Genomic DNA, 21,898 nt, shown 5'->3' on the forward strand with positions numbered 1-21,898 from the left:
GAGTCCCGTGTCTCCCCTTCTCCCACAACTCCCCACCTCGACTCGCGACGACTTGGATGAGCGATGCATCGGTACCGGTCCCATAACTGCGGCGAGCTCCGAGCCGCGGACGTCGACACCGACGTCCGCCTCAGCGGCTGGCTGCACAATCGTCGTGACCTGGGCGGCATCCTCTTCATCGATCTGCGCGACCACTACGGTCTGGTGCAGCTCGTCGCCCGTCCCGGCACCCCCGCCAACGAGGCGCTCGGCTCGCTGACCAAGGAGTCCGTCGTCCGCATCGACGGCAAGGTCAGCGCGCGCGGCGCGGACAACGTCAACCCCGACCTGCCGACCGGCGAGATCGAGATCGAGGTCGGCGCTGTCGAGGTGCTCGGCGCCGCCGAGCAGATCCCCTTCACGATCAACGCGGACGACGGGGTCAACGAGGAGAAGCGCCTCGAATACCGCTTCCTCGACCTGCGCCGCGAGCGCATGCACCGCAACATCATGCTGCGCACCGCCGTCATCTCCGCCATCCGGCACAAGATGGTGACGCTCGGCTTCAACGAGATGGCGACCCCGATCCTGTCCGCGACCTCCCCCGAGGGCGCCCGCGACTTCCTGGTCCCCTCCCGTCTGCACGCCGGCAAGTTCTACGCGCTGCCGCAGGCTCCGCAGCAGTTCAAGCAGCTGCTGATGATCGCCGGGTTCGACCGCTACTTCCAGATCGCGCCCTGCTTCCGCGACGAGGACGCCCGCGCGGACCGTTCGCCGGGCGAGTTCTACCAGCTCGACATCGAGATGAGCTTCGTCGAGCAGGAAGATGTCTTCGGGCCCGTCGAGAAGCTGATGACCGAGCTCTTCACCGAGTTCGGCAACGGCCGCAGGGTGACCTCCCCCTTCCCGCGCATCCCGTTCCGCGAGTCGATGCTCAAGTACGGCTCCGACAAGCCGGACCTGCGCGCCGAGCTGGAGCTGGTGGATGTCTCCGACGTCTTCGCGGGCTCCGGCTTCAAGGCCTTCGCCGGCAAGCACGTCCGCGCCCTCGCGGTGCCGGACACCGCCGACCAGTCGCGGAAGTTCTTCGACCAGATGGGTGACTTCGCCGTCCAGCAGGGCGCGAAGGGCCTGGCCTGGGTCCGGGTCGGCGACGACAACACGCTGAGCGGACCGATCGCCAAGTTCCTCACCGAGGACGACGTGAAGTCGCTGGTCGCGGCGCTGGACCTCAAGCCGGGTCACGCGATCTTCTTCGGCGCCGGTGAGTTCGACGAGGTCTCCAAGATCATGGGCGCGGTCCGCGTCGAGGCGGCCAAGCGCACCGGGCACTTCGTCGAGGACGAGTTCCGCTTCTGCTGGATCGTCGACTTCCCGATGTTCGAGAAGGACGAGGACACCGGCAAGATCGAGTTCTCGCACAACCCGTTCTCCATGCCGCAGGGCGGCCTGGAGGCGCTGGAGACCAAGGACCCGCTGGACATCCTGGCCTGGCAGTACGACATCGTCTGCAACGGCACCGAGCTGTCCTCCGGCGCGATCCGTAACCACGAGCCCGAGGTCATGTACAAGGCCTTCGCGATCGCCGGTTACGACAAGGACTCCGTCGAGGCGGAGTTCGGCGGCATGCTCCGCGCCTTCAAGTTCGGCGCCCCGCCGCACGGCGGCATCGCCCCCGGCGTCGACCGCATCGTCATGCTGCTGGCCGACGAGCCCAACATCCGCGAGACCATCGCCTTCCCGCTCAACGGCAACGCCCAGGACCTGCTGATGGGCGCCCCGAGCGAGGTCGAGGAGGCCCGGCTCAAGGAGCTCCACCTCTCCCTCCGCAAGCCGCAGGTGAAGTAGCGGCGGCGGCACGTACACCGGCCGAGGGCCCGGGACCCGAGAGGGTGCCGGGCCCTCGGCCTTGCCGCGTCCGGTGCGCGCTGCTGCCGGATGCGGCGGCACGTCGCGGTGGGTGGCCCGGGCCGGGCACGTGGCCCCGGAACGCCGCATGCCCCCGGACCGGTGGGTCCGAGGGCATGCAGGAAAGGGTGCCGGGGCGCCCGCGCGGCCGTCAGGCGTCGTCCCCGCCGCCGAAGCGCTCGCGGTAGGACTCCAGGTCGTCCTCGGTGATCTTCGCGAAGAGCACCGGCGGCACGGTGAACGGCGTGCCCGCGGGAACCGAGGCCAGTGCCTTGGCCTCCTCCTGGGAGACCCACACGGCGGTGTCGTTCTCCAGCGCGAAGGCGCCCCGCATGGCCTTCGCCGATGCCGGGATGAACGGCTCGGAGACCACGGCGTAGAGGTGGATGAGGTTCATGGCCGTCCGCAGCGTCAGCGCCGCCGCGTCCTTGTCAGTCTTGATCTCCAGCCACGGCGCCTTCTCCTCCAGGTAGACGTTGCCCGCGCTCCACAGGGCGCGCAGCGAGGCCGCCGCCTTGCGGAACTGGAGCGCCTCCATGTGGCCCTCGTACTCGGCCAGCAGCCCGGCGATCTCCTCGCCCAGCTTCTGCTCCGCGGCGCCCGCCTCCGCGCCCGCGGGCACGTCGTCGCCGAATCGCTTGCGCGAGAAGGACAGCACGCGGTTGACGAAGTTGCCGAGGGTGTCCGCGAGGTCCTTGTTGACCGATGCGGAGAACAGCTCCCAGGTGAAGGACGTGTCGTCCGACTCGGGGGCGTTGGCGATGAGGAAGTAGCGCCAGTAGTCGGCGGGCAGCAGCTCCAGGGCCGCGTCGGTGAAGATGCCGCGCTGCTGCGAGGTGGAGAACTTGCCGCCGTAGTAGTTCAGCCAGTTGAAGGCCTTGAGGAAGTCGACCTTCTTCCACGGCTCGCGGGTGCCGAGCTGGGTGGCGGGGAACATCACCGAGTGGAACGGGACGTTGTCCTTGGCCATGAACTCGGTGTAGCGGACGTCGTCGGCCTCGTACCACCACGACTTCCAGTCGCGCTCCTGCGGCGCCTGGTCCGCCCACTCCTTCGTCGACCCGATGTACTCGATCGGGGCGTCGAACCAGACGTAGAAGACCTTGCCCTCGGCCGCCAGCTCGGGCCACACATCGGCCGGCACCGGGACGCCCCAGTCCAGGTCGCGGGTGATCGCCCGGTCCTGGAGACCTTCCGTCAGCCACTTGTGCGCGATGGAGGAGGCGAGGGTCGGCCAGTCCTTGCTGCCGTTGCCGTCCAGCCAGCCCTCGACCTCGTGCTGGAGCTTCGACTGGAGCAGGAAGAGGTGCTTGGTCTCCCGCACCTCCAGCTCACCGCTGCCGCTGATCGCCGAGCGCGCGTCGATCAGGTCCGTCGGGTCCAGGACGCGGGTGCAGTTCTCGCACTGGTCGCCGCGCGCCTTGTCGTAGCCGCAGTGCGGGCAGGTGCCGACGATGTAGCGGTCGGGCAGGAAGCGGTCGTCGGCGATCGAGAAGACCTGGCGGATCGCCCGCTCCTCGATGAATCCGTTCTCGTGCAGCTTCCGCGCGAAGTGCTGCGTCAGCTCGACGTTCTCCGGCGAGGAGCTGCGGCCGAAGTAGTCGAACTGCAGGTTGAAGCCCTCGTAGATCGCCTTCTGCTTGTCGTGCTGCTCGGCGCAGAACGCGTCGACCGACTGCCCGGCGGCCTTGGCGGCCAGCTCCGCGGGGGTGCCGTGCTCGTCCGTCGCGCAGATGTAGAGCACGTCGTGCCCGCGCTGGCGCATATACCGGGCGTAGACATCGGCCGGGAGCATGGACCCCACCATGTTGCCCAGGTGCTTGATCCCGTTGATATACGGAAGGGCGCTGGTGATGAGGTGTCGAGCCATTGCCGGCTGCTCCCAAGTCGCTACGGTGAGTGAGGATTTGCTTTACGGAACGTCAATATCGTACTGGACGGGGTGGGGGCGTCCGCGCGGGCTTTTACCGGGCCGCCGGGGCCCGCGCACCGGGGCGCGCGAGGGCAGCGGGGAGCGGACGGCGTGCCCGGGTGGCCGCCGTCAGGTGTGCGGAAGAGGGGTCAGGCGGGAGCGTCCGCGGAGGCCGCGTCGCCCGCCGGGACCCCGTGCTTCGGGGGACGTGCCGTGATCAACAGCCCGGCGAGGAGTGCGGCCAGCAGCATCACCCCGGCTGCCGCCCCGATCGCCACGGTGAACCCGTGCACCACGCCTGCCTTGATCACGGTGTCCCGCAGGGCCGGAGTGAGACGGCCTCCGTTGTCCTGCGTGGCCCGGACGAGATGCGACGCGATGTACGTCGCGCTGCTCGATGTCGCGATCGTGTTCAGCAGTGCCGTTCCGATCGAACCTCCCACCTGCTGTGCGGTGTTGACGGTCGCCGAGGTGACGCCGGAATCCTGCGGCGCCACCCCTGCCGTCGCGGTGGCGATCACCGGCATGAAGATCAGTCCCATGCCGAGGCCGACCAGGAGCTCGGCGGGCAGGACATGCGAGACGAACGCGGGCTCCGCCGTCAGGTACGTCAGCAGATACAGCCCCACGGCGGCGAGCAGCGCACCCGGCACCAGCAGCATGCGCGGGGGGAGGCGATGCAGCAGGCGTGCCGAGATCTGCGTCGAGCCGATGATGATCATCGCCGTCATCGGCAGGAACGCCAGGCCCGTGCGGAGCGGCGAGTATCCGAGCACGATCTGGAGGTAGTAGGTCATGAACAGGAACATGCCGAACAGTGCGATGAGGGCGAGGCCCATGGTCAGGAAGGCGCCGGCGCGGTTGCGGTCCCGCACGATGTGCAGCGGCAGCAGCGGGTGGCGGGCCCGGTTCTGCCACCAGGCGAAGGCCACGAGCAGCAGCGCACCACCCACCAGCACCGTGAGCACCAGAGCGTCGCTCCAGCCCCGCGGCTGCGCCTCGCTGCACCCGTAGACGATGGCGACCAGCCCGCCGCAGCCCAGCACCGCGCCCGGCACGTCCAGGTGGGCGCGGCCGCGAGCGGGTGTGTCGTGCAGGAAGGCCATGGCGCCGATGAAGGCGAGGGCCGCGATGGGGATGTTGACGTACAGACACCAGCGCCAGTTCAGGTACTCCGTCAGCAGTCCGCCGGCGATCAGCCCTATCGCCGCGCCGCCGCCCGCGATGGCGCCGTAGATCCCGAAGGCCTTGCTGCGCTCCTTGCCGATGGTGAAGGTGGTGGTCAGCAGGGACAGGGCGGACGGCGCCAGCAGTGCCCCGAAGGCGCCCTGGAGGGCTCGGGCCCCGAACAGCAGCCCGGAACCGGATGCCGCGCCGCCCAGCCCGGAGGCGATGGCGAAGCCGATCAGGCCGAGCATGAAGGTCTTCTTCCGCCCCACCAGGTCGGCGATCCGGCCGCCGAGCAGCAGCAGCCCGCCGAAGGCGAGCGTGTAGGCGGTGATCATCCACTGCCGGTTGGCGTCCGACATCCCCAGGTCGCGCTGTGCGGACGGCAGGGCGATGTTCACGATCGTGGCGTCCAGCACCACCATCAGCTGGGCGAGCGCGATCACCACGAGCCCCCACCAGCGCCGCGGATCCGGTTCCCGCTCCGCGGCCCAGCTGGGGGTGGTGCCGGGTGCCCGGGCGCTGCCCGTTCGGTCCGCTCCGCTCATCAGGACCCGCCTCCGCCGGTCGTCGACCCGGCGGAGTGGTACGGCCGCTCACGCCGGTACGACCCTCGCGGTTGCCCGAGGGTAAACGGGCAACAGGGATATTTCACCCACTCAGCCTAGGTAGCCCGGCGCTACCTCGCACGGGGGCGGGGCGGGCGGAGCGGTCAGCCCAGCGGGGCCGTGACCTCGGTGCGGATCTTGCCCGCCTTGTCGGCGAGGGCCTGCAGATCGACCGACGCCGGGTCCTTCGACAATTCCGCCGCATCGGTCTCGGCGACATTGCCGCTGGTGCTGGAATCCGCCCAGACACAGAATCCCAGAGTGATCTTCTGGCCCATCTGCTGACGTACGTCCACACCGCAGGTCAGCGGCCTTCCGCCGCCACGGGGTGTGAACTCCTTGTCCTCAACGGCGACTTCGGTCCTTCCGTCTTCGGTCATACCGTTGATGATCTGGTCGACGGCCAGGTCGGGGTCGTCGACGGTGCCGTAGAGGCCGAGCATCACCAGCGATTTCATGCCGCTGGTGTACTGCCCGCCGACGGTCTTCATGCCGTGCGAATTGCTCCCGTCGGTCGGCACCGAACTCTGGGCCTCCCGGGAGATGTCCTTGGACAGCGTGTACTGCCCGCCGACGAGCGTCCTCGGCACCGTGATCTTGTATTTCGGCCCGGTGTTCGCGGTGCTCCCGCCGCTCGTGCCGCCGTCGAATATGCCGGTGGACACCAGGGTGCCGATCACGAGGACGCCGGCTATCGCGCCGAGGACGCCCCAGACCTTGGCGGTGCCGCTCTTCGGCGGAATCGGTGGCATGCCGGGGCCGCCGTAGCCGTACGGCGTTTGCTGGGGTGCGCCGAACTGCGGGGGCGGCGGCCCGCCGTAGGCCGGCTGCCCGTACGCCCCGAGCTGCTGGGGGCCCGGCGGAGCCGGCTGCTGCGGATAGCCGGCCGGCGGGCCCTGCTGGGGCACGCCGTATCCCGGATTGGCCCCGTATCCGTATCCGGATTGCGGCTGCTGCGGCGTGCTCATCTTTCTCCCCCAGGTGATGTGCGCCCCGGGAAAGCGGCCCGAGTCGGACGCCCACCATAGCCGCGGGGTTCTCTTCGGACCCGAGAGAGGGGCGTCCAGCAATGAGGTGGCCGGTTCTGCGGGTATTTATCCGCGCAATTCCGGGTCGGGGCAGGCCGTTTGAATGCTGCTATTCGCTCGCCGGACGCATCCGGCGCATCCTGACGCGCATTTCTTCGGACCGTCCGACGGGACGGAAAGCAGGAAGTGAAAGGGAGTTGGCGGGGAGCCGGCATGCGCAAACGCGCCGGCCGCGGCGGGCCCGGTGGGGCCCGGCCGCGGCCGGTGGACGTGAATGCGGTTGCGAGCGAGGTCAGTTGTCCTTGACCACGCCGGCGGCGCGGGCCTCGGTGAGCCACTCGGGGAACTCAACCATCAGCTGCTGGTAGAGCTCGTCGGCGGAGAGGCTGCGGGGGTCGCGGCCGGCGTGGAAGAAGCCGGCGTTGTCGACGACACGCTTGTCCGGAACGGCCAGGTCGTCGAGCTTGCGAAGGAAGTCGAAGCCCTTCGCGTCCGGGTCGCCGAAGCCGATGAACTGCCAGAAGATCGGCAGCCCGGCCGCGTCGCACAGTGCCTTCTCCGCGGCCGGCTTGGAGGTCGGCGCGCCATCGGTCTGGAAGATGACGAAGGCGGGGGCGGTGCTGCCGGACTTCTTGTAGTGCTCCACCACGGCGTTGATGGCCCAGTGGTAGTTGGTGCGGCCCATGTGGCCCAGGCCGGCGTGCAACTCCTCGATCCGGCCCTCGTAGTTGGCGAGGTCCAGCTCGGCGGAGCCGTCGATGTCGGTGGAGAAGAAGACGACCGGGACGGTGCCGTCGTCGTCGAGGTTGGCGGAGAGGCCGAGGGCCTGCTCGGCGAGGTTCTGGACGGTGCCGTCCTTGTAATAGTTCCGCATCGAGCCGGAGCGGTCGAGGACCAGGTAGACGGCGGCACGCTGGGTCGCGAGGCCGTGCTTCTCCAGGGTGGTGGACGCGGACTTGTAGAGGCTGACGAGGCCGGGGGCGGTGGCTTCGACCTTGCTGAGGGAGAGCGCCGGGGAGGCCTCCGCCGCCTTCGCGGCGGCCGGGGCGCCCGCTGCCGGGGTGGCGGCAGGGGCGGTCGCCGTGTCCGTGGAGGCCGCGGCGGGCTCCGGCCCGACCTCGGGCTCGGCCTTCGCGGCGGGCTTCCGCTTCGTGGCGGCCTTCGGCTTCGCGGCGGCCTGCGCCTCGGGCTCGGCCTTGGCGGCGGGCTTCGGCTCCGGCTTCGGCTCGGCCTTCGCGGGCTCGTCCGCTGCCGTCCCGGTCGCGGTTTCCGCGGGCTTCGCGGTCTGCGCGGGCTCTTCGGCCGACCCGGCTGCCGGGGCGGGGCTCGCGGCCGGCTTGTCGAACGCCTGGCTCACCAGGTCGGAAATGGTGTCGGGGCTGTCGGTCGCGGGCGTGGCCGCGGCGGCTGACGACTCCTCGGGGGCCTCGGTGGCCTTCGCCTCCGTAGTCTCCGGTGCCGCCTCGGTCGGCTCGTCGCTCTTCGCGGCCTCCGCGTCAGAAGGCCGGGCGGACTCGGCGTCGGATGCGGACCGTACGGCCGACTCCTCGCGCGCCGGAGCCTCCGTGCGGTCGTCGACGGGGCTGCCCTGCGCCGGCAGCGATGCCGTCGTCGGGGTCGGCTCCGGTGCGGGGACCTCGGTGGGGGCTGTGCGGGCGGCCGGCACCTCCGCCTCCGGGGCGGCGGTGGCGGATGCCGGATTGGACTCCTCGCGGGCCTCCGGAATCGTCGCCGACTCCGGCGTATCGGCGCCGCTCGATACCGCGCCGGTTTCTTCACGGGTCGCCTTGGAGCGACCGAAAGCGTTGCGCAGCAGACTCCGAATGCCCATCGGCGGACCTCTCTTGCGTGTGGTGGGTGCGGCGAATGTCCGTGAAGCACAGACATGTCCCTGACCAGGACGGATACGTAAGGGTAGCGGCCTGCACCGGCCTCATCGTGGGACCCCGCGCCTTGTGTGGTGGGCCATCCGGGGGTGGCTGGGCACGATCTGGTTTCGGCCAGGGGGCGTGCGTTGCGAAGGCGCGGGGAGCCGACGGCGTCCGACGCGGCGCTGCGGGCGGTCGGTGTGTCTCCGCGTCGAGCTTCTGACCAGGGACGGGCTGTCATGGTGGACGGCGGAGCGACGTGCGGCGGCCGCTTCTCGACCGTCGGCGCAGGGGCGCGCGCGGAGCTCGCGAGCGGGGCGCACGCGTTGAGCGACGTGACGCCAACTCGTCGCCAATTCGTCACCCGGGAAGCGGTGCGCGCCGCCTACGAGGTCGCTGACTGCGCGTAGGGGCGCCGGGTGCTGCCGACCGACGCGACCGGCGGGCTCCCCGCGGAATCGGTACACCCGTTCCCCGCCCGCCGTCTGACCGCCCATCGGGAGCGGCCTGTCTCCTGGCACCCGGATGACTCCTGGTGGCCCCGGATTCACCCCGCGTTCATGTTTGCGACGCCGTCCGGCGGGGCGGTGCCCTTAGCGTCACGGCGAATCGTTCGACGCCATTCGATGCCCTCCGATGCCTCGGGCCCTCATGGGCGCGGGCCGCGGCCGGCGGAGGGTGCGGGCGGTTCGTCCACGGATTCATACCAAGGGGGAGAGCGTGCGCAAGTTCCTGCCGCTGATCGGCTCGCATCCCGGCGGGCGTTCGGCCATGACCTGCCGGTACCGCTGTGGCGACGCCTGTTTTCACGAAACGCCCAATGTGAGCGACAACGACTATGTCGGTGATGTCATCAGCCGCGCGCTGTCGCGGCGTTCGGCGGTGCGGGCGGCCGCCGTGGTGACGGTCGCGGGGGCGGCCGGTGGCGCCCTGCCGCTCGGCGCGGGCGCGCAGGAGGCGGCCGCGGCGCAGGCCGAAGGCGACACGCTCGCGGGCCGGGGCGCCCCGAGCGGGAAGACCGGCAAGGCGGCGCGGGGGCTGCGGTTCGCGACGGTGGCCCCGAACACCGCCGACGCGGTGGTGGTGTCCGAGGGGCATGCGCAGAATGTCGTCATTCGCTGGGGCGACCCGATTCTGCGGGGTGCGCCGGCCTTCCACCCCGACCGGCAGTCGGCCGCGGCGCAGTCCGGGCAGTTCGGCTACAACAACGACTACATGGCCGTGCTGGACCTGCCGGGCGAGCGGAACCGGCAGCTGCTGGTGATCAACCATGAGTACACCGACGAGCAGTTGATGTTCGCCGGATACGACCCGGAGGCCCCGACCCGTGAGCAGGCCGAGATCGGCTGGGCGGCCCATGGGCTGTCCGTGCTCGTCGCGCAGGAGGAGCGGCGCACCGGCGAGCTGACGGCCGTGACCCGCCACCACCTCAACCGGCGGATCACCGGCACCACGCCGTTCGAGGTCACCGGGCCGGCCGCGGGCAGTCATCTGCTGAAGACGTCCGCGGACCCCGAGGGCACCCGAATCCTCGGCACGCTCAACAACTGCGGTGGCGGCATCACGCCCTGGGGCACGGTGCTCTCCGGCGAGGAGAACTTCAACCAGTACTTCGCCAACGGAGGCTCCGTCACCGACCCGGTGGCCGCCGCCCGCCTCAAGCGGTACGGGGTCACCGGCGCCGCCAGCCAGCGCAAGTGGGAGCGTTTCGACAAGCGGTTCGACGTGGCCCGCGAGCCGAACGAGGTGCACCGCTTCGGCTGGGTGGTGGAGATCGACCCGTTCGACCCCGACTCGACCCCGCGCAAGCTGACGGCGCTCGGACGGTTCAAGCACGAGGCCGCCGAACCGCGGCTGACGGCGGACGGCCGGCCCGTCCTCTACATGGGCGACGACGAGAAGTTCGACTACTTCTACAAGTTCGTCTCCGACAAGCGCATGAAGCGGGGCGGCGGGCGGGCGGCGCGGGAGCACAACCGCACACTCCTGGACGAGGGGACGCTGTACGCGGCCAAGTTCACCGGCGACAGCGCAGCGCAGGAGATCGACGGCTCCGGGAAGCTCCCGAAGGACGGCGAGTTCGACGGGTCGGGCGAATGGATCCCGCTGGCGAGCGGCGACACGTCCTACGTGCCGGGCATGACGGCCGAGGAGGTCTACGTCTTCACCCGGCTCGCGGCCGACAAGGTGGGCGCCACGAAGATGGACCGTCCCGAGGACGTCGAGCCCAGCCCGCGCACCGGGCGGGTCTACGTCGCGCTGACCAACAACAGCGACCGGGGCAAGGCGGGCAAGGCCGGCGCGGATGAGGCGAACCCGCGCAACGGCAACAAGCACGGGCAGATCCTGGAGCTGACCGAGCACCGGGACGATCCGTCGGCGGACCGCTTCCACTGGCGGCTCTTCCTGGTGTGCGGCGACCCGGAGGACCCGGCCACGTACTTCGGCGGCTTCCCCAAGGACCAGGTCAGCCCCATCTCCTGCCCGGACAACCTCACGTTCGACGCGTACGGGAACCTGTGGATCTCGACCGACGGCAACGCGCTGGGCAGCCATGACGGGCTGTTCGGTGTGGCGACCGCGGGGGAACGGCGAGGCCAGGTCCGGCAGTTCCTGACGGTGCCGACGGGGGCCGAGACCTGCGGCCCGATCGTGCAGGACCGCCGGGTGCTGGTCGCTGTGCAGCACCCGGGCGAGCTGGACGGCGCGAGCGTGGAGAAGCCGGCGTCGACGTGGCCCGACGGGCCGGGCACGCTGGTGCGCCCGTCCGTGGTGAGCGTATGGCGCACCGACGGGCGGAACATCGGGGTCTGACCCCGCCCGTCCACCCCGCGCGAGCCCGGCGCCCCTGTACCGGGGGGAGGGGCGCCGGGCCGCCGGGGAGCCGCCCGCGTGCGGCCCGGCCCGCCACATCACGCCACGGAAACGAGGAGGCAAGAGCTGGGTAAGAAGTAGGTCGTTCAGGTATCCGATGCGCAGGTGAGCCCCTCTTCTCCGGTGACCATTGTCCTGAGCCGCCCGTTGTGCCTCTAGGCGGCCGGAAAAGGCAAGAACCCTTTCGAGGGTGACGGGAGATGTAGGCGCATGGGGCTGACCAGTCAGTCGCTCGAATACACGGTGGTCGTGCTGGCCCTGGCCTGTGTGGCCGCCACGGTGTGGCTCTGGCCCCGGCTGTCGCGGCGCGGGGTGCGGCCCGTCCTGGGCAGGCTCGGTGCCATCGTGGTCACGCAGCTGTCGATCGTGTCTGCCCTCGCACTGGCGGTGAATTCCAGCTTCCAGTTCTACGGCAGCTGGGACGAGCTGCTGGGCAACAACGAGAAGGCCCCGGTGTCGGTGAACGCGGGCGACGGGCAGTACGCCTCCGTCGGGAGTCTCAAGGGCGGCCTGGTCCAACCGGCCGGTCCGCAGGGCCTCGATCAGGTGACCGGACTGCCCAAGGGGCCGGCGGACAAGGTCGGCAAGGTCGAGTCCGTACGCATCATGGGGCGGCGCTCGCGGGCCATCAACCCCGGGTTCGTCTATCTCCCGCCGCAGTACTTCCAGCAGCAGTTCCGCCGGCAGCGGTTCCCCGTCATGGTCGTCATCAGCGGCTACCCCGGCGGCATCATGAACCTCGCGCAGCATCTCCAGGTGCCGCAGAACGCGGGGCGGCTGATCGAGCAGGGCAGGATGCAGCCGACCGTGATCGTGATGGTGCGCCCCACGATCGCGCCGCCGCGCGACACCGAGTGCGTCGATGTGCCGGGCGGGCCGCAGGCCGAGACGTTCTTCACGCAGGATCTGCCGGAGGCGATGAAGTCGGCCTACCGGGTCGGCCGGGACCCCAGTGCCTGGGGCGCGTTCGGGTACTCCTCCGGTGGCACCTGCTCGCTCCAGCTGGCGATGCGCAACCCGAAGATCTACACCTCGGCCGTCTCGCTCTCCGGTGACTACGCCATCAAGGACGACCTCACCACGGGCAGCCTGTTCGGCACCGGCGAGGCCGGCGCGCAGCGGGAGCGGGAGCACGATCTGCTGTGGCGGCTCGCGAATCTGCCCGCGCCTCAGGTCTCCGCGCTGGTGGCCAGCAGCCGCAAGGGCGAGCCGGGTTACCCGGACACCATGAAGTTCCTGCGTGCGGCGAAGGCGCCGATGACGGTCGACTCGATCATCCTGCCGCGGGGCAGCCACCAGTTCGCGACATGGCGGCGTGAGGTCGTCCCCGCCCTGGAGTGGCAGAGCCGGCAGTTGACGTTCCCGCAGGACACCGAGCCGGCCGGTACGGAGCGCAAGCCGGGGCAGGCTCCGGTGAACGGAGCGGCGGGGCCCGAGGCGCCGGCCGCGTCGCCGTCGCCCTCCGACCGCAGGCGGGTGGAGGCGGAACCGCGGGGATGAGGCGCCGCGGGGCGTAGCAGGAGTGAGGCGGGGGGGGCCGGTGGTCCGGCGCCCCCTCTTCGTCCGTCCACCCGCATGGTTCGGTCCACCGGGGGTAACCGAGCCTCCCGGCCGGTACGGAGAAGTGAGTATCCGCGCAGGGCGGCAGGAACGCGGAGGTGCGCCGCAGGTGGCGTGGCGGATGCGGGCCTGTCCGGCCGGGCGCCCGGCACGTGACGCACCCCTGGGAGAGGTCTCATGACGCGTACCCAGCAGGACGGCGATATCCGACGACTCCGTGACGGCCGGGCCCCGATGGCCGTCCGCGTTCTGCTGCTGGTCGCGGCGTTCGCCGCGATGGTGGCCTTCGCGGTGGTACTGGCCAGGCTCACCCTGACGCCGTCGGCGTCCTCGGTGCCGCTGACCCACCCCAACCTCAGCCCGGGGGACTCGATCCGTGACTATCTCGGGCAGCCGCACCTGGCCGACACGGTCAAGCAGCTCGGCGGCAACATCGTGCTCGGGGTGCCGTTCGGGGTGCTCCTGCCGGTGCTGGCGCCGGGCGCCCGTGGGACGCTCCGGGTCGGCGCCGCCACGGCGGTGGTGATGCTGCTGGTGGAGCTGGTGCAGGGAGCGCTCATCACCGGGCGGGCCTTCGACATCGACGACGTGATTCTCAACTGCACGGGCGCGCTGATCGGTTATCTGCTGCTGGGGCGCAAGCTGGGGCATGCGGTGCACCTGCGGCGCCGCCACTGGTGGCAGCGGTTCGGCGGCGCCCGACGCGACGGACAGCTCAAGGCCGTCGCGGAAAAGAGCGGTTGAGGCGCTGCGGGCTCGCGACTCTCAGGGGCGGTAGACCATCCCGGGCTCGGGCTCGGCCGGTGAGAGCAGCTGGGAGACCGTCACGATCGTGTAGCCGCGCTGCTTGAGTTTCGCGATGATGCCCGGGACGGCGGGCACGGTGCCCCGGTAGATGTCGTGCAGCAGGATGATGCCGTCGCGCTCGGTCTGTTCGAGCACCCGCTCGGTGATCAGGGCCGAGTCCTCGGTCCGGTAGTCCTTGGCGGTCACGCTCCACAGAACCTGCGCGAGGCCGAGCTCGCGGCTGATGCGGGAGACCTCTTCGTCGGTCCTGCCCTGCGGCGGGCGCATCAGCCGGGGCTTCTTGCCGGTGATCTTCTCGACCGCGTCCTGGGTGCGGGACAGCTCCTTGCGGGCCTCCTCCGGCGCGATGTCGGTGAGGACTTGGTGCGACCAGGTGTGGTTGGCCAGTTCATGACCCTCGGCGTCGATCCGGCGCACGTCGGCGGGGCGGTCGGCGACATGGTTCTTACCGAGCATGAAGAACGTCGCGTGCACCTTCTCCTTCTTGAGGATGTCCAGCAGCCGGGGGGTGTGCTCGCTGGGGCCGGCGTCGAAGGTGAGAGCGACACACTTGGCCTTGCGGCAGTCGATGTCGGAATCGGACGTGCCCTGCCGGTTCTTCCTCTTCCCGTCCTCGTGCGCGCCTTCGGCCACCGTCCTCCCGGCTGCGGCGAGCCGGGTGTCCTTCGTCTTCCCCTGCCCGGCGGACGCCTCGGCGCGGGCGTCGGCCGGTGCGGTGACGTCGTAGGCGGCGCAGCCGCTGAGGGCCAGGACCAGCGAGGTGGCCGCCAGCAGCCCGGATATGGCGGGGCGGCGGGTCGTGGACATCTTTTTCGGCATACGGGGCTCCTCGGACGTGGCAGAGCACGCGGACGTCGACGCGTATGCGGACGTGGCGCGCGGGTGTGCGGGCGGTCGGCGTGCCGACCGTGGCGGTGGCCGGTGCCGAGGCAGGGCGCAGCCCCGCGGCGACGACCCGTGACCTGGTACGGCGCACTTCGAACCGCCTGACCGAGGGAACTATACACACGTAGTACACATGCAATGTATAGATGGAGTGTCTACTGCTCCGGGGGTGCCCAACGCTCCATGAGGTGTCCACCGCTGGGCGGAGGAAGGGAACGGACCGAGGAGGAAGGGAACGTGCCCGGGCTACCCGCCCGTCAGGCGGGCAGCCGGGCGGGGAAGGCGACCCGGACCGTCAGACCGCCGCCCGGGTTGGGGTGCGCGGCGGCGGAGGCGGCGTGCGCGCGGGCGAGGGACGCGACGATCGACAGGCCAAGACCCGCGCCCTCTCCCGGGGCGTGCCGGCGTGCCTCCAGGCGGCGGAACGGCTCGAAGAGATACGGGACGGCCTCGTCGGGGATCTGCGGCCCGGTGTTGCTGACCTCCAGCGTCCGGTCGTCGACGCGTAGCGTGATCCGGCCGTCGGGGCGGTTGTGGCGTACGGCGTTGCCGACCAGATTCCGCACCAGGTGCGCGAGCAGCACGGGGTCGCCGTCCACGGTCAGCGGGTGGATGTCGGTGGCGATGGTCAGCCCGCGCCGCCAGGCGTCGTCGGCGTACTCGGCGGCGACGCTCTCGGCGAGGTCACCGAACGCGACCGCCTCCCTGCGCTGGAGGCCCTGGTCGGAGACGGAGAGCAGCAGCAGCCCCTCGATCAGGTGCTCACTGCTCTCGGCGACCTCGATCAGCTTGCCGCGGATGCGCTTGACGTTGTCCGGGTCCGGGTCGGCCAGCCCGATCTCGGCCGCGGCACGCTGCACGGCCAGCGGAGTGCGCAGCTCGTGCGCGGCGTTGGCGGCGAACCGCTGCTGCGCGGAGACCAGCTGCTCGATGCGGTCGAGCATGCCGTCGAAGGTGTCGGCGAGGTGCTTGAGTTCGCCCGGTGGCGCGTCAAGGGCGATGCGTTCGTGCAGGTTGGCGGCGGAGAGCCGGCGGGCGGTGCGGGTGATCACGGAGACCGGGCGCAGCACCCGCCCGGCCATCCACCAGGCCAGCGCCACCGAGAGGACGGCGAAGACCAGCAGGGCGATCAGCGAGGTGGTCAGCAGGCGGCTGAGCGCGGCCTGTTCGGCGGCGTCGGTGATGTTCTTGGTGACGCTGTAGAGCCCGCCGTCGCGGAGCGCCGGGACATAACCGGGAAGCGGCGAGGCGGGCGCCACGGTCGGGCCGGGGACGGGCGCGCCGGTGGCGGCGCCGCTCGGGGCGAGGGGACCGGGACCGCGGGGCGTGGCGGTGGTGACCGCCATGCTCAGCGACGAGTACAGGCCGCTGCGCACCAGGACGTAGACCAGGCCGATGAGCATGGCCCCGGCCAGCACCAGAAGCCCGCCGTAGAGGGTGGTGAGCCGGACGCGTTCGCTGCCGGGGAGCCAGCGGCGACCGAGCGACGAGGGGCGCGGTATCGGGTGGTCCGTGGCGGAAGTGCTCATGCGCCGTCGCCCGCGGGCCCGACCGCGTCGGTCCGCTGCCGGTCCTGGTCCGCCGACGGTTCCGCGTCCGCCGGCCCGCCGCCGGCCATCCGGTAGCCGGCGCCCGGCACGGTCTCGATCACCGCTGGTTCGCCGAGCTTGGCGCGGAGCTTGCTGAGGGTGACGCGGACCGCGTTGGTGCGGTAGCTGGTGTGCTCCTCCCAGACCTCCTCGATCAGGTCGTCCCCGCTGACCACCGCGCCCTCGGCGCGCAGCAGCACCTCGAGCACCCCGAACTCCTTGCGGGACAGGGCGAGCGGGCGGCCGTCGCGGACGGCGAGGCGACGGGCGGTGTCGACGGTGACGCCGGCCCGCTCCAGGACCGGGGGCAGGGCCGGGCGGGCGCGCCGGCCCAGGGCCAGGACCCGGGCCAGCAGTTCCTCGTAGGCGAACGGCTTGGTCAGATAGTCGTCGGCGCCCAGCCCCAGACCGTCCACGCGGTCGCGTACGGTGCCGGACGCGGTGAGCATCAGCACCCGGGTCAGCAGCCGCCGGCTCACGACCTCGCGGCACACCTCGTCGCCGTGCAGCCCCGGCAGATCGCGGTCCAGGACGAGGACGTCGTACGCGCCGAGCCGCAGTTTGGCCAGCGCCTCCCGGCCGTCGTGGGCGACATCGACCGCGATCGCGTCGCGGCGCAGTCCCTCGGCAATCATCTCCGCGAGGAATTCCTCGTCCTCCACCACCAGAACGCGCATGGCGTCATGTCTACCCGAGAGCCACCTTTCGGCGGTGTAAACGTCTTTCGCCGCACCGGCCCGGACCTGCGGAATTCACCGCTGTGGCGCCGCTTCCCGCGGATGGTTAGAGAAACGAAAGGCGACCCGGTGCCAGCCTCTGCCGCGTCAGGTCACATCCGCATTCGGCACGGAGGAAAACCATGAGGCAGCGCAGGGCGTCAGTGGCGGCGGCATCGTTGATGGCGGGACTGGCGATATTCGCCACCGCCTGCTCCGGCGGCGGCGCGGGTGGGAGCGAGGGCGGCGGCTCCGACGCGAACGGCAAGGGCAAGGAGGCGGACGCTGCCTACCGGCACCGCCAGTGCCTACGCGACCACGGCGTGAAGGTCGAGGAGCCCAAGCCGGGGCAGGACCCGCGCAGCATGGTCGTCGGCGGCTCGAAGACCGACCCGGAGAAGATGAAGAAGGCGTTCAAGGAGTGCAAGGACAGCGGGCCGGGCGCCGGTCAGGACGGGCCGAGTCAGGCGGACAAGGACAAGGCGCTGGAGTTCGCCCGGTGCATGCGGGAGAACGGCTTCAACATGCCCGACCCGAAGTTCGGCGGCGACGAGATGCAAAAGGCCATGCCGATCCCGAAGGGCGCGGAGAAGAAGAAGTTCGAGAAGGCCAACGCGGCGTGTGGCGGCCGGAATGCCGGCTGAGGAGCGGCGGCGCGCCACCCGGCGCGGCCGCACGAAGTATCTCGTCTCCGCGCTGGTGGTCGCGGCCGTCCTGGCCGGCGGCGGCGCGGCGATCGGCTCGGTCACCGGGCGTCAGGACACCGGGCAGCAGACGCCGAAGGACGCCCTGCCGCCGGACACCGACACCGTCCGGCGCCAGGACCTCAGCAGCAGCACCCAGGTCGACGGATCGCTCGGCTACGCCAAGGAACGCAAGGTCAACGGCGGTGCGGCGGGCACGTTGACCTGGCTACCCGCGACCGGCTCCACGGTGGAACGCGACGGCGCGCTGTATGAGACCGACGGCCGCGCCGTCCGGCTGATGTACGGCGGGAAGCCGATGTACCGCGCCTTGAAGCAGGGCGACGAGGGCGCCGACGTCCGGCAGCTGAAGGAGAACCTGCGGGCCCTCGGGTACGGCGACGCGCTGGCCGTGGACGAGGAGTTCACCCCCGGCACCACGGAGGCGGTCAAGCGCTGGCAGAAGGCGCACGGGCTGAAGCAGACCGGCACCACCGGTCCGGACCAGATCTCCTTCCAGCCGGGCGCGGTGCGGATCAAGAAGAAGGAGGCGGCGGTCGGCGACCAGGTCTCGCCCGGCCGTCCGCTGCTGACCACCACCGGCTCCGCGCGGGAGGTCCGGATCAAGCTCGATGTCGCGCAGGCCGACCTGGCGAAGCCCGGCACCGAGGTGACGGTGCAGCTGCCCGGCGGCGGCTCGGCCAAGGGCAAGGTCGCCTCCGTCGACCGCAATGTCACCGAGGAGGGCAGCGACCCGTCGGGCAGGACCCCGAAGATCACCGTGCGGATCGCCTTCACGGAGCCGGGCAAGGTCACCGCGTTCGACCAGGCGCCGGTGACCGTCGACATCGTCGGCGAGGTCCGCGAGGACGTGCTGACGGTGCCGGTGAACGCGCTTCTCGCGCTGCCCGGCGGCGGCTTCGGTGTGCAGGTCGTCGAGGGCGGCACGGTGCGCGATGTCCACGTGAAGCTGGGCATGTTCGGGCAGGGCAGGGTGGAGATATCCGGCGGCGGCCTGAAGCCGGGCACGAAGGTCGGGGTGCCGAAGGCATGAGCGCCCGCACGGACCTCAGCGCTCTCGGCGGTCTCGGTGAACGCGGTGAATTCGGGGTCGGCGATGCCGGCGGCACCGCCGACCCCGCGGGCCGTATCCCCGGACACGTCATCGAGCTGGCCGGAGTCACCAAGGAGTACCCGGGCGGGGTCGCCGCGCTGCGTGGTGTGGACCTGCGGGTCGCGCGGGCGGAACTGCTGGCCATCGTCGGCCCGTCCGGCTCCGGCAAGTCCACCCTGCTGCACATCATCGGCACCCTGGACCGCCCGACGGCCGGCGAGGTCACCATCGCGGGCCACGCCATCGCCTCGCTCACCGACCGCAGGCTCTCCGCGCTGCGCGCCCGGCACATCGGCTTCGTCTTCCAGTCCTTTCACCTGGTGCCCGGCATCAGCGCACAGGACAACGTCGCCGAAGGGCTGCTCTACTCCGGGCTGCCGCGCGCGGAGCGCCGCCGCCGGGCCGCCGACGCGCTGGACCGGGTCGGCCTCGCTGACCGCATGACACACCGGCCGCACGAGCTGTCGGGCGGTCAGAAGCAGCGGGTGGCCATCGCCCGCGCGGTGGTCGGCGAACCGGACCTGCTGCTGGCCGACGAACCGACCGGAGCCCTGGACTCCGCCTCCGGTGCGGCGGTCATGGCACTGCTGCACGACCTCAACAAGGAGGGCGCCACCATCGCCGTCATCACCCACGACAGCGACATCGCAGCGCAGCTGCCACGGCAGGTGCGGATCCGCGACGGCCAAGTGGTCACCGACGAGGGACCGATGGCCGACGGGACCCGGGCGTACGGCAGCCGGGTCGCCCCCGGTCCGGACGGCGGGCCCACGGCCCCCGGGAGCGCGGAGCGGTGAGGCGCGGCATGCTCTCCCCGGCGTCCCTCGGCCCGCGCGAGGTCCTGCACGTCGGCTCGGCCGGGCTGCGCGCCCGCCCCATGCGGGTGGTGCTCTCCGCCCTCGGCATCGCCATCGGAATCGCGACGATGATCGCGGTGGTCGGCATCTCCGCGTCCAGCAAGGCACAACTCCTGGAGAAACTCGACGCGTTGGGCACCAACATGCTGGTCGCCTCGCCGGGTCAGGGAATGTTCGGTGAGGAGGTGAAACTGCCGAAGGAGGCCCCCGGGATGGTGGGGCGGATCGACGGGGTCCGGCAGGTCGGTGCCACCGGCGATCTGGAGGTGTCGGTACGGCGCAGCGAGAAGATCCCGGTGGAGGAGACCGGCGGCATCACGGTCAAGGCCGCCGGGGTGGGACTGCTGGGGACACTGCGCGGCGCGATGGCGTCCGGCACCTGGCTCAACGACGCCAACGGCCGCTATCCGTCGGTGGTGCTCGGCCATGTCGCCGCCGAGCGCCTCGGCATCAGCCGCCCCGGACAGCAGGTGGCCGTCGGCGGCCGGTACTTCACCGTCGTCGGCATCCTGCGGCCGCTGCCGCTCGCGCCGGAGATCGAGCGGGCCGCTCTGGTCGGCTGGACGGCGGCGGGCGAACTGCTCGGCTTCGACGGCCACCCCACGGCGATCTACGAACGGTCCACCGACGCCTCGGTGCACCGTGTGCGGGACCTCATTCCGCACTCCGTCGACCCGCAGAACCCGCGCAACGTCCAGGTCAGCGACCCGTCGTCGGCGCTCCAGGCGAAGGCGGCGACGGAGGGGACCTTCACCGGTCTGCTGCTCGGGCTCGGCGGGGTGGCGCTGCTCGTCGGAGGTGTCGGGGTCGCCAACACCATGATCATTTCGGTGCTGGAGCGCCGTCACGAGATCGGGCTGCGCCGCTCGATGGGCGCCACCCGAGGCCAGATCCGGCTGCAGTTCGTGACCGAGTCGCTGCTGCTGTCCGGCCTGGGCGGGATCGCCGGGATCGCTCTGGGCGCCGCCGCGACCTACGCCTTCGCGGCCGCGGGCGGCATGCCGTGGGTGGTGCCGCTGTGGGCGGTGGCCGGCGGCTTCGGGGCGACTTTGGCGATCGGCACCGTCGCCGGTCTCTATCCGGCCGTACGGGCGGCCCGCCTCTCGCCCACGCTCGCCCTGCAAGCCGTGTAGGGCGCCGGACGGACGCGGGGCCCGGGGCCGTGTCCGTCCGGGACTCCGGCTCCGATGGGGTGGCCGACCCATCGGTGCCGGTCCCCCATCGGCGCGTCCGCCGCCGGCCGTGGGACATACGTTCGGCGGCGGCCGGACCGGGCGAGACGGGGGGCCGTACGAGTTGCTTCCGGGGCACCGCCTCTCGTCCTGCGGGATCCGGCCGCACCGGCGTGCTTACGATCCACTCCGGCCTCCGGTCGGAAGGGTGGAAGGGAACGCCAGATGAGAGCCGTAGCAGTCAGCGCATTCGGTGAACAGCCGCAGCTCATGGATCTGCCACAGCCCGAGCCAGGGCCGGGGGAGGTCCTGGTCCGGCTGTCCGCCGCCGGGGTCAACCCCATCGACTGGAAGATCGCGGAGGGCGTGTTCGGTGATGCCGTGCCCGCCGCGTTCCCGCTTGTCATGGGGGCCGACGGGGCGGGCGAGGTGCTCGCGATCGGGACCGGCGTACGGCGGTTCACGGTCGGGGACGCGGTGTTCGGCCAGTTCCAGCGCACCGAGCGGGGCGGCGGCTCGTACGCCGAACTCGCGCTCGCCGACGAGGCGGCGATCGCGCCGGCCGCCCGCAGTGTCACCTACGCCACCTCCGCGGCCGTGCCGACTGCCGGCACGACCGCCTACAACCTGGTCGAGGAGACCCGCGTCAGCGAGGGCCGACGGGTGCTGATCGTCGGCGCGACCGGCGGGGTGGGCACCTTCACCACCCAGCTGGCGGCCGGCCGCGGCGCCGAGGTGATCGCCACCGCCCGCGCCACCCAGTCGGAGCTGATGCGGAATCTGGGAGCCGCGGAAACCGTCGACCACACCGTGGGCCCGGTCGCCGACCAGGTCCTCGCGGCGCACCCGGACGGTGTGGACGTGCTGATCGATCTGGCCAGCGGTCCTGCGGAGTTCAGCGCGATGACCCGAACCGTACGGGACGGCGGAACGGCCGTCTCCACCATCGGCTCTGCCGACGCGGACGCGCTGACCGAGCACAATCTGCGCGGCTTCAACTTCGTCAACCGGCCCTCGCCGCAGCTCCTGGAGATCCTCGCCGGGCAGGTCGACTCCGGCCGGCTGACGGTGCTGGTGGGCCGAGAGGTGCTCCTGGAGGAGGCACCCGAGGCGATCGCCGCCCAGCGCAAGGGGCGGACCCAGGGCAAGACGGTGCTGACGATCTGATCCC

Annotated in this window: 16 protein-coding genes; 9 read left to right on the plus strand and 7 right to left on the minus strand. The window is 71.2% G+C overall.

The window, feature by feature from the left end; all coding sequences use genetic code 11:
• The first annotated feature begins 63 nt into the window (after positions 1 to 63).
• The gene (gene aspS / locus ACGFZW_RS12955; RefSeq protein ID WP_393893125.1) at positions 64 to 1,827 is read left to right on the plus strand and encodes an aspartate--tRNA ligase; all 1,764 of its coding nucleotides are present in this window, start codon (positions 64 to 66) and stop codon (positions 1,825 to 1,827) included.
• 211 nt (positions 1,828 to 2,038) lie between these two features.
• Here the strand turns inward: aspS and metG are convergent, their stop codons facing one another.
• From metG to ACGFZW_RS12975, 4 genes are all read right to left on the minus strand, one after another.
• A complete protein-coding gene (gene metG, locus ACGFZW_RS12960) occupies positions 2,039 to 3,757 on the minus strand; it encodes a methionine--tRNA ligase (protein ID WP_393893126.1) in 1,719 nt (572 codons plus the stop codon).
• Between the two features lie 191 nt (positions 3,758 to 3,948).
• Positions 3,949 to 5,514: a DHA2 family efflux MFS transporter permease subunit gene (locus tag ACGFZW_RS12965; RefSeq protein ID WP_393893127.1), complete on the minus strand. Its 1,566-nt coding sequence runs from the start codon at positions 5,512 to 5,514 to the stop codon at positions 3,949 to 3,951.
• 164 nt (positions 5,515 to 5,678) lie between these two features.
• Positions 5,679 to 6,542 carry a hypothetical protein gene (locus ACGFZW_RS12970; RefSeq protein WP_393893128.1) on the minus strand — a complete coding sequence of 288 codons (864 nt, stop codon included), beginning with the start codon at positions 6,540 to 6,542 and terminating at the stop codon, positions 5,679 to 5,681.
• Positions 6,543 to 6,894: 352 nt separating this feature from the next.
• Positions 6,895 to 8,433: a VWA domain-containing protein gene (locus ACGFZW_RS12975; protein ID WP_393893129.1), complete on the minus strand. Its 1,539-nt coding sequence runs from the start codon at positions 8,431 to 8,433 to the stop codon at positions 6,895 to 6,897.
• A 757-nt stretch (positions 8,434 to 9,190) separates the two neighbouring features.
• On the opposite strand from ACGFZW_RS12975, the gene ACGFZW_RS12980 reads away from it, so the two are divergent.
• From ACGFZW_RS12980 to ACGFZW_RS12990, 3 genes are all read left to right on the plus strand, one after another.
• Positions 9,191 to 11,284 (plus strand): PhoX family protein, encoded by a 2,094-nt coding sequence (locus tag ACGFZW_RS12980; RefSeq protein ID WP_393893130.1) that lies wholly within the window; start codon positions 9,191 to 9,193, stop codon positions 11,282 to 11,284.
• A gap of 270 nt (positions 11,285 to 11,554) precedes the next feature.
• On the plus strand, positions 11,555 to 12,844 hold the full coding sequence (locus ACGFZW_RS12985) for an alpha/beta hydrolase (RefSeq protein WP_393893131.1): 1,290 nt from the start codon (positions 11,555 to 11,557) through the stop codon (positions 12,842 to 12,844).
• 237 nt (positions 12,845 to 13,081) lie between these two features.
• Positions 13,082 to 13,648 (plus strand): VanZ family protein, encoded by a 567-nt coding sequence (locus tag ACGFZW_RS12990; RefSeq protein ID WP_393893132.1) that lies wholly within the window; start codon positions 13,082 to 13,084, stop codon positions 13,646 to 13,648.
• A gap of 21 nt (positions 13,649 to 13,669) precedes the next feature.
• Here ACGFZW_RS12990 and ACGFZW_RS12995 read toward each other — a convergent pair whose 3' ends face one another.
• The 3 genes from ACGFZW_RS12995 to ACGFZW_RS13005 all read right to left on the minus strand — a co-directional run bounded on the left by ACGFZW_RS12995 (position 13,670) and on the right by ACGFZW_RS13005 (position 16,862).
• Complete coding sequence (locus ACGFZW_RS12995) at positions 13,670 to 14,530, minus strand: polysaccharide deacetylase family protein (RefSeq protein WP_393893133.1); 861 nt, start codon at positions 14,528 to 14,530, stop codon at positions 13,670 to 13,672.
• Between the two features lie 323 nt (positions 14,531 to 14,853).
• Positions 14,854 to 16,125, minus strand: a complete 1,272-nt coding sequence (locus ACGFZW_RS13000; protein ID WP_393893134.1) for a sensor histidine kinase — start codon at positions 16,123 to 16,125, stop codon at positions 14,854 to 14,856.
• Positions 16,122 to 16,862, minus strand: a complete 741-nt coding sequence (locus ACGFZW_RS13005) for a response regulator transcription factor (RefSeq protein WP_393893135.1) — start codon at positions 16,860 to 16,862, stop codon at positions 16,122 to 16,124. The genes ACGFZW_RS13000 and ACGFZW_RS13005 overlap by 4 nt, the downstream gene beginning before the upstream one ends.
• 182 nt (positions 16,863 to 17,044) lie before the next feature.
• Here ACGFZW_RS13005 and ACGFZW_RS13010 point away from each other — a divergent pair, with 182 nt between their 5' ends.
• The 5 genes from ACGFZW_RS13010 (at position 17,045) to ACGFZW_RS13030 (ending at position 21,894) form a co-directional block, all read left to right on the plus strand.
• Positions 17,045 to 17,545 (plus strand): hypothetical protein, encoded by a 501-nt coding sequence (locus ACGFZW_RS13010; RefSeq protein ID WP_393893136.1) that lies wholly within the window; start codon positions 17,045 to 17,047, stop codon positions 17,543 to 17,545.
• Positions 17,535 to 18,638 carry a peptidoglycan-binding protein gene (locus ACGFZW_RS13015; protein ID WP_393893137.1) on the plus strand — a complete coding sequence of 368 codons (1,104 nt, stop codon included), beginning with the start codon at positions 17,535 to 17,537 and terminating at the stop codon, positions 18,636 to 18,638. Before ACGFZW_RS13010 ends, ACGFZW_RS13015 begins: the two co-directional genes overlap by 11 nt.
• Positions 18,635 to 19,495 (plus strand): ABC transporter ATP-binding protein, encoded by an 861-nt coding sequence (locus tag ACGFZW_RS13020; protein ID WP_393893138.1) that lies wholly within the window; start codon positions 18,635 to 18,637, stop codon positions 19,493 to 19,495. Before ACGFZW_RS13015 ends, ACGFZW_RS13020 begins: the two co-directional genes overlap by 4 nt.
• Before the next feature lie 8 nt (positions 19,496 to 19,503).
• The gene (locus ACGFZW_RS13025; protein WP_393893279.1) at positions 19,504 to 20,688 is read left to right on the plus strand and encodes an ABC transporter permease; all 1,185 of its coding nucleotides are present in this window, start codon (positions 19,504 to 19,506) and stop codon (positions 20,686 to 20,688) included.
• 264 nt (positions 20,689 to 20,952) lie between these two features.
• Entirely contained in the window at positions 20,953 to 21,894 is a 942-nt protein-coding gene (locus ACGFZW_RS13030) for an NADP-dependent oxidoreductase (protein ID WP_393893139.1), read from the plus strand.
• The last annotated feature ends 4 nt before the right edge of the window (positions 21,895 to 21,898 follow it).

Origin of the sequence: Streptomyces sp. NPDC048248 (assembly GCF_043201875.1) — a bacterium.
In the GTDB taxonomy this organism is placed as follows: domain Bacteria; phylum Actinomycetota; class Actinomycetes; order Streptomycetales; family Streptomycetaceae; genus Streptomyces.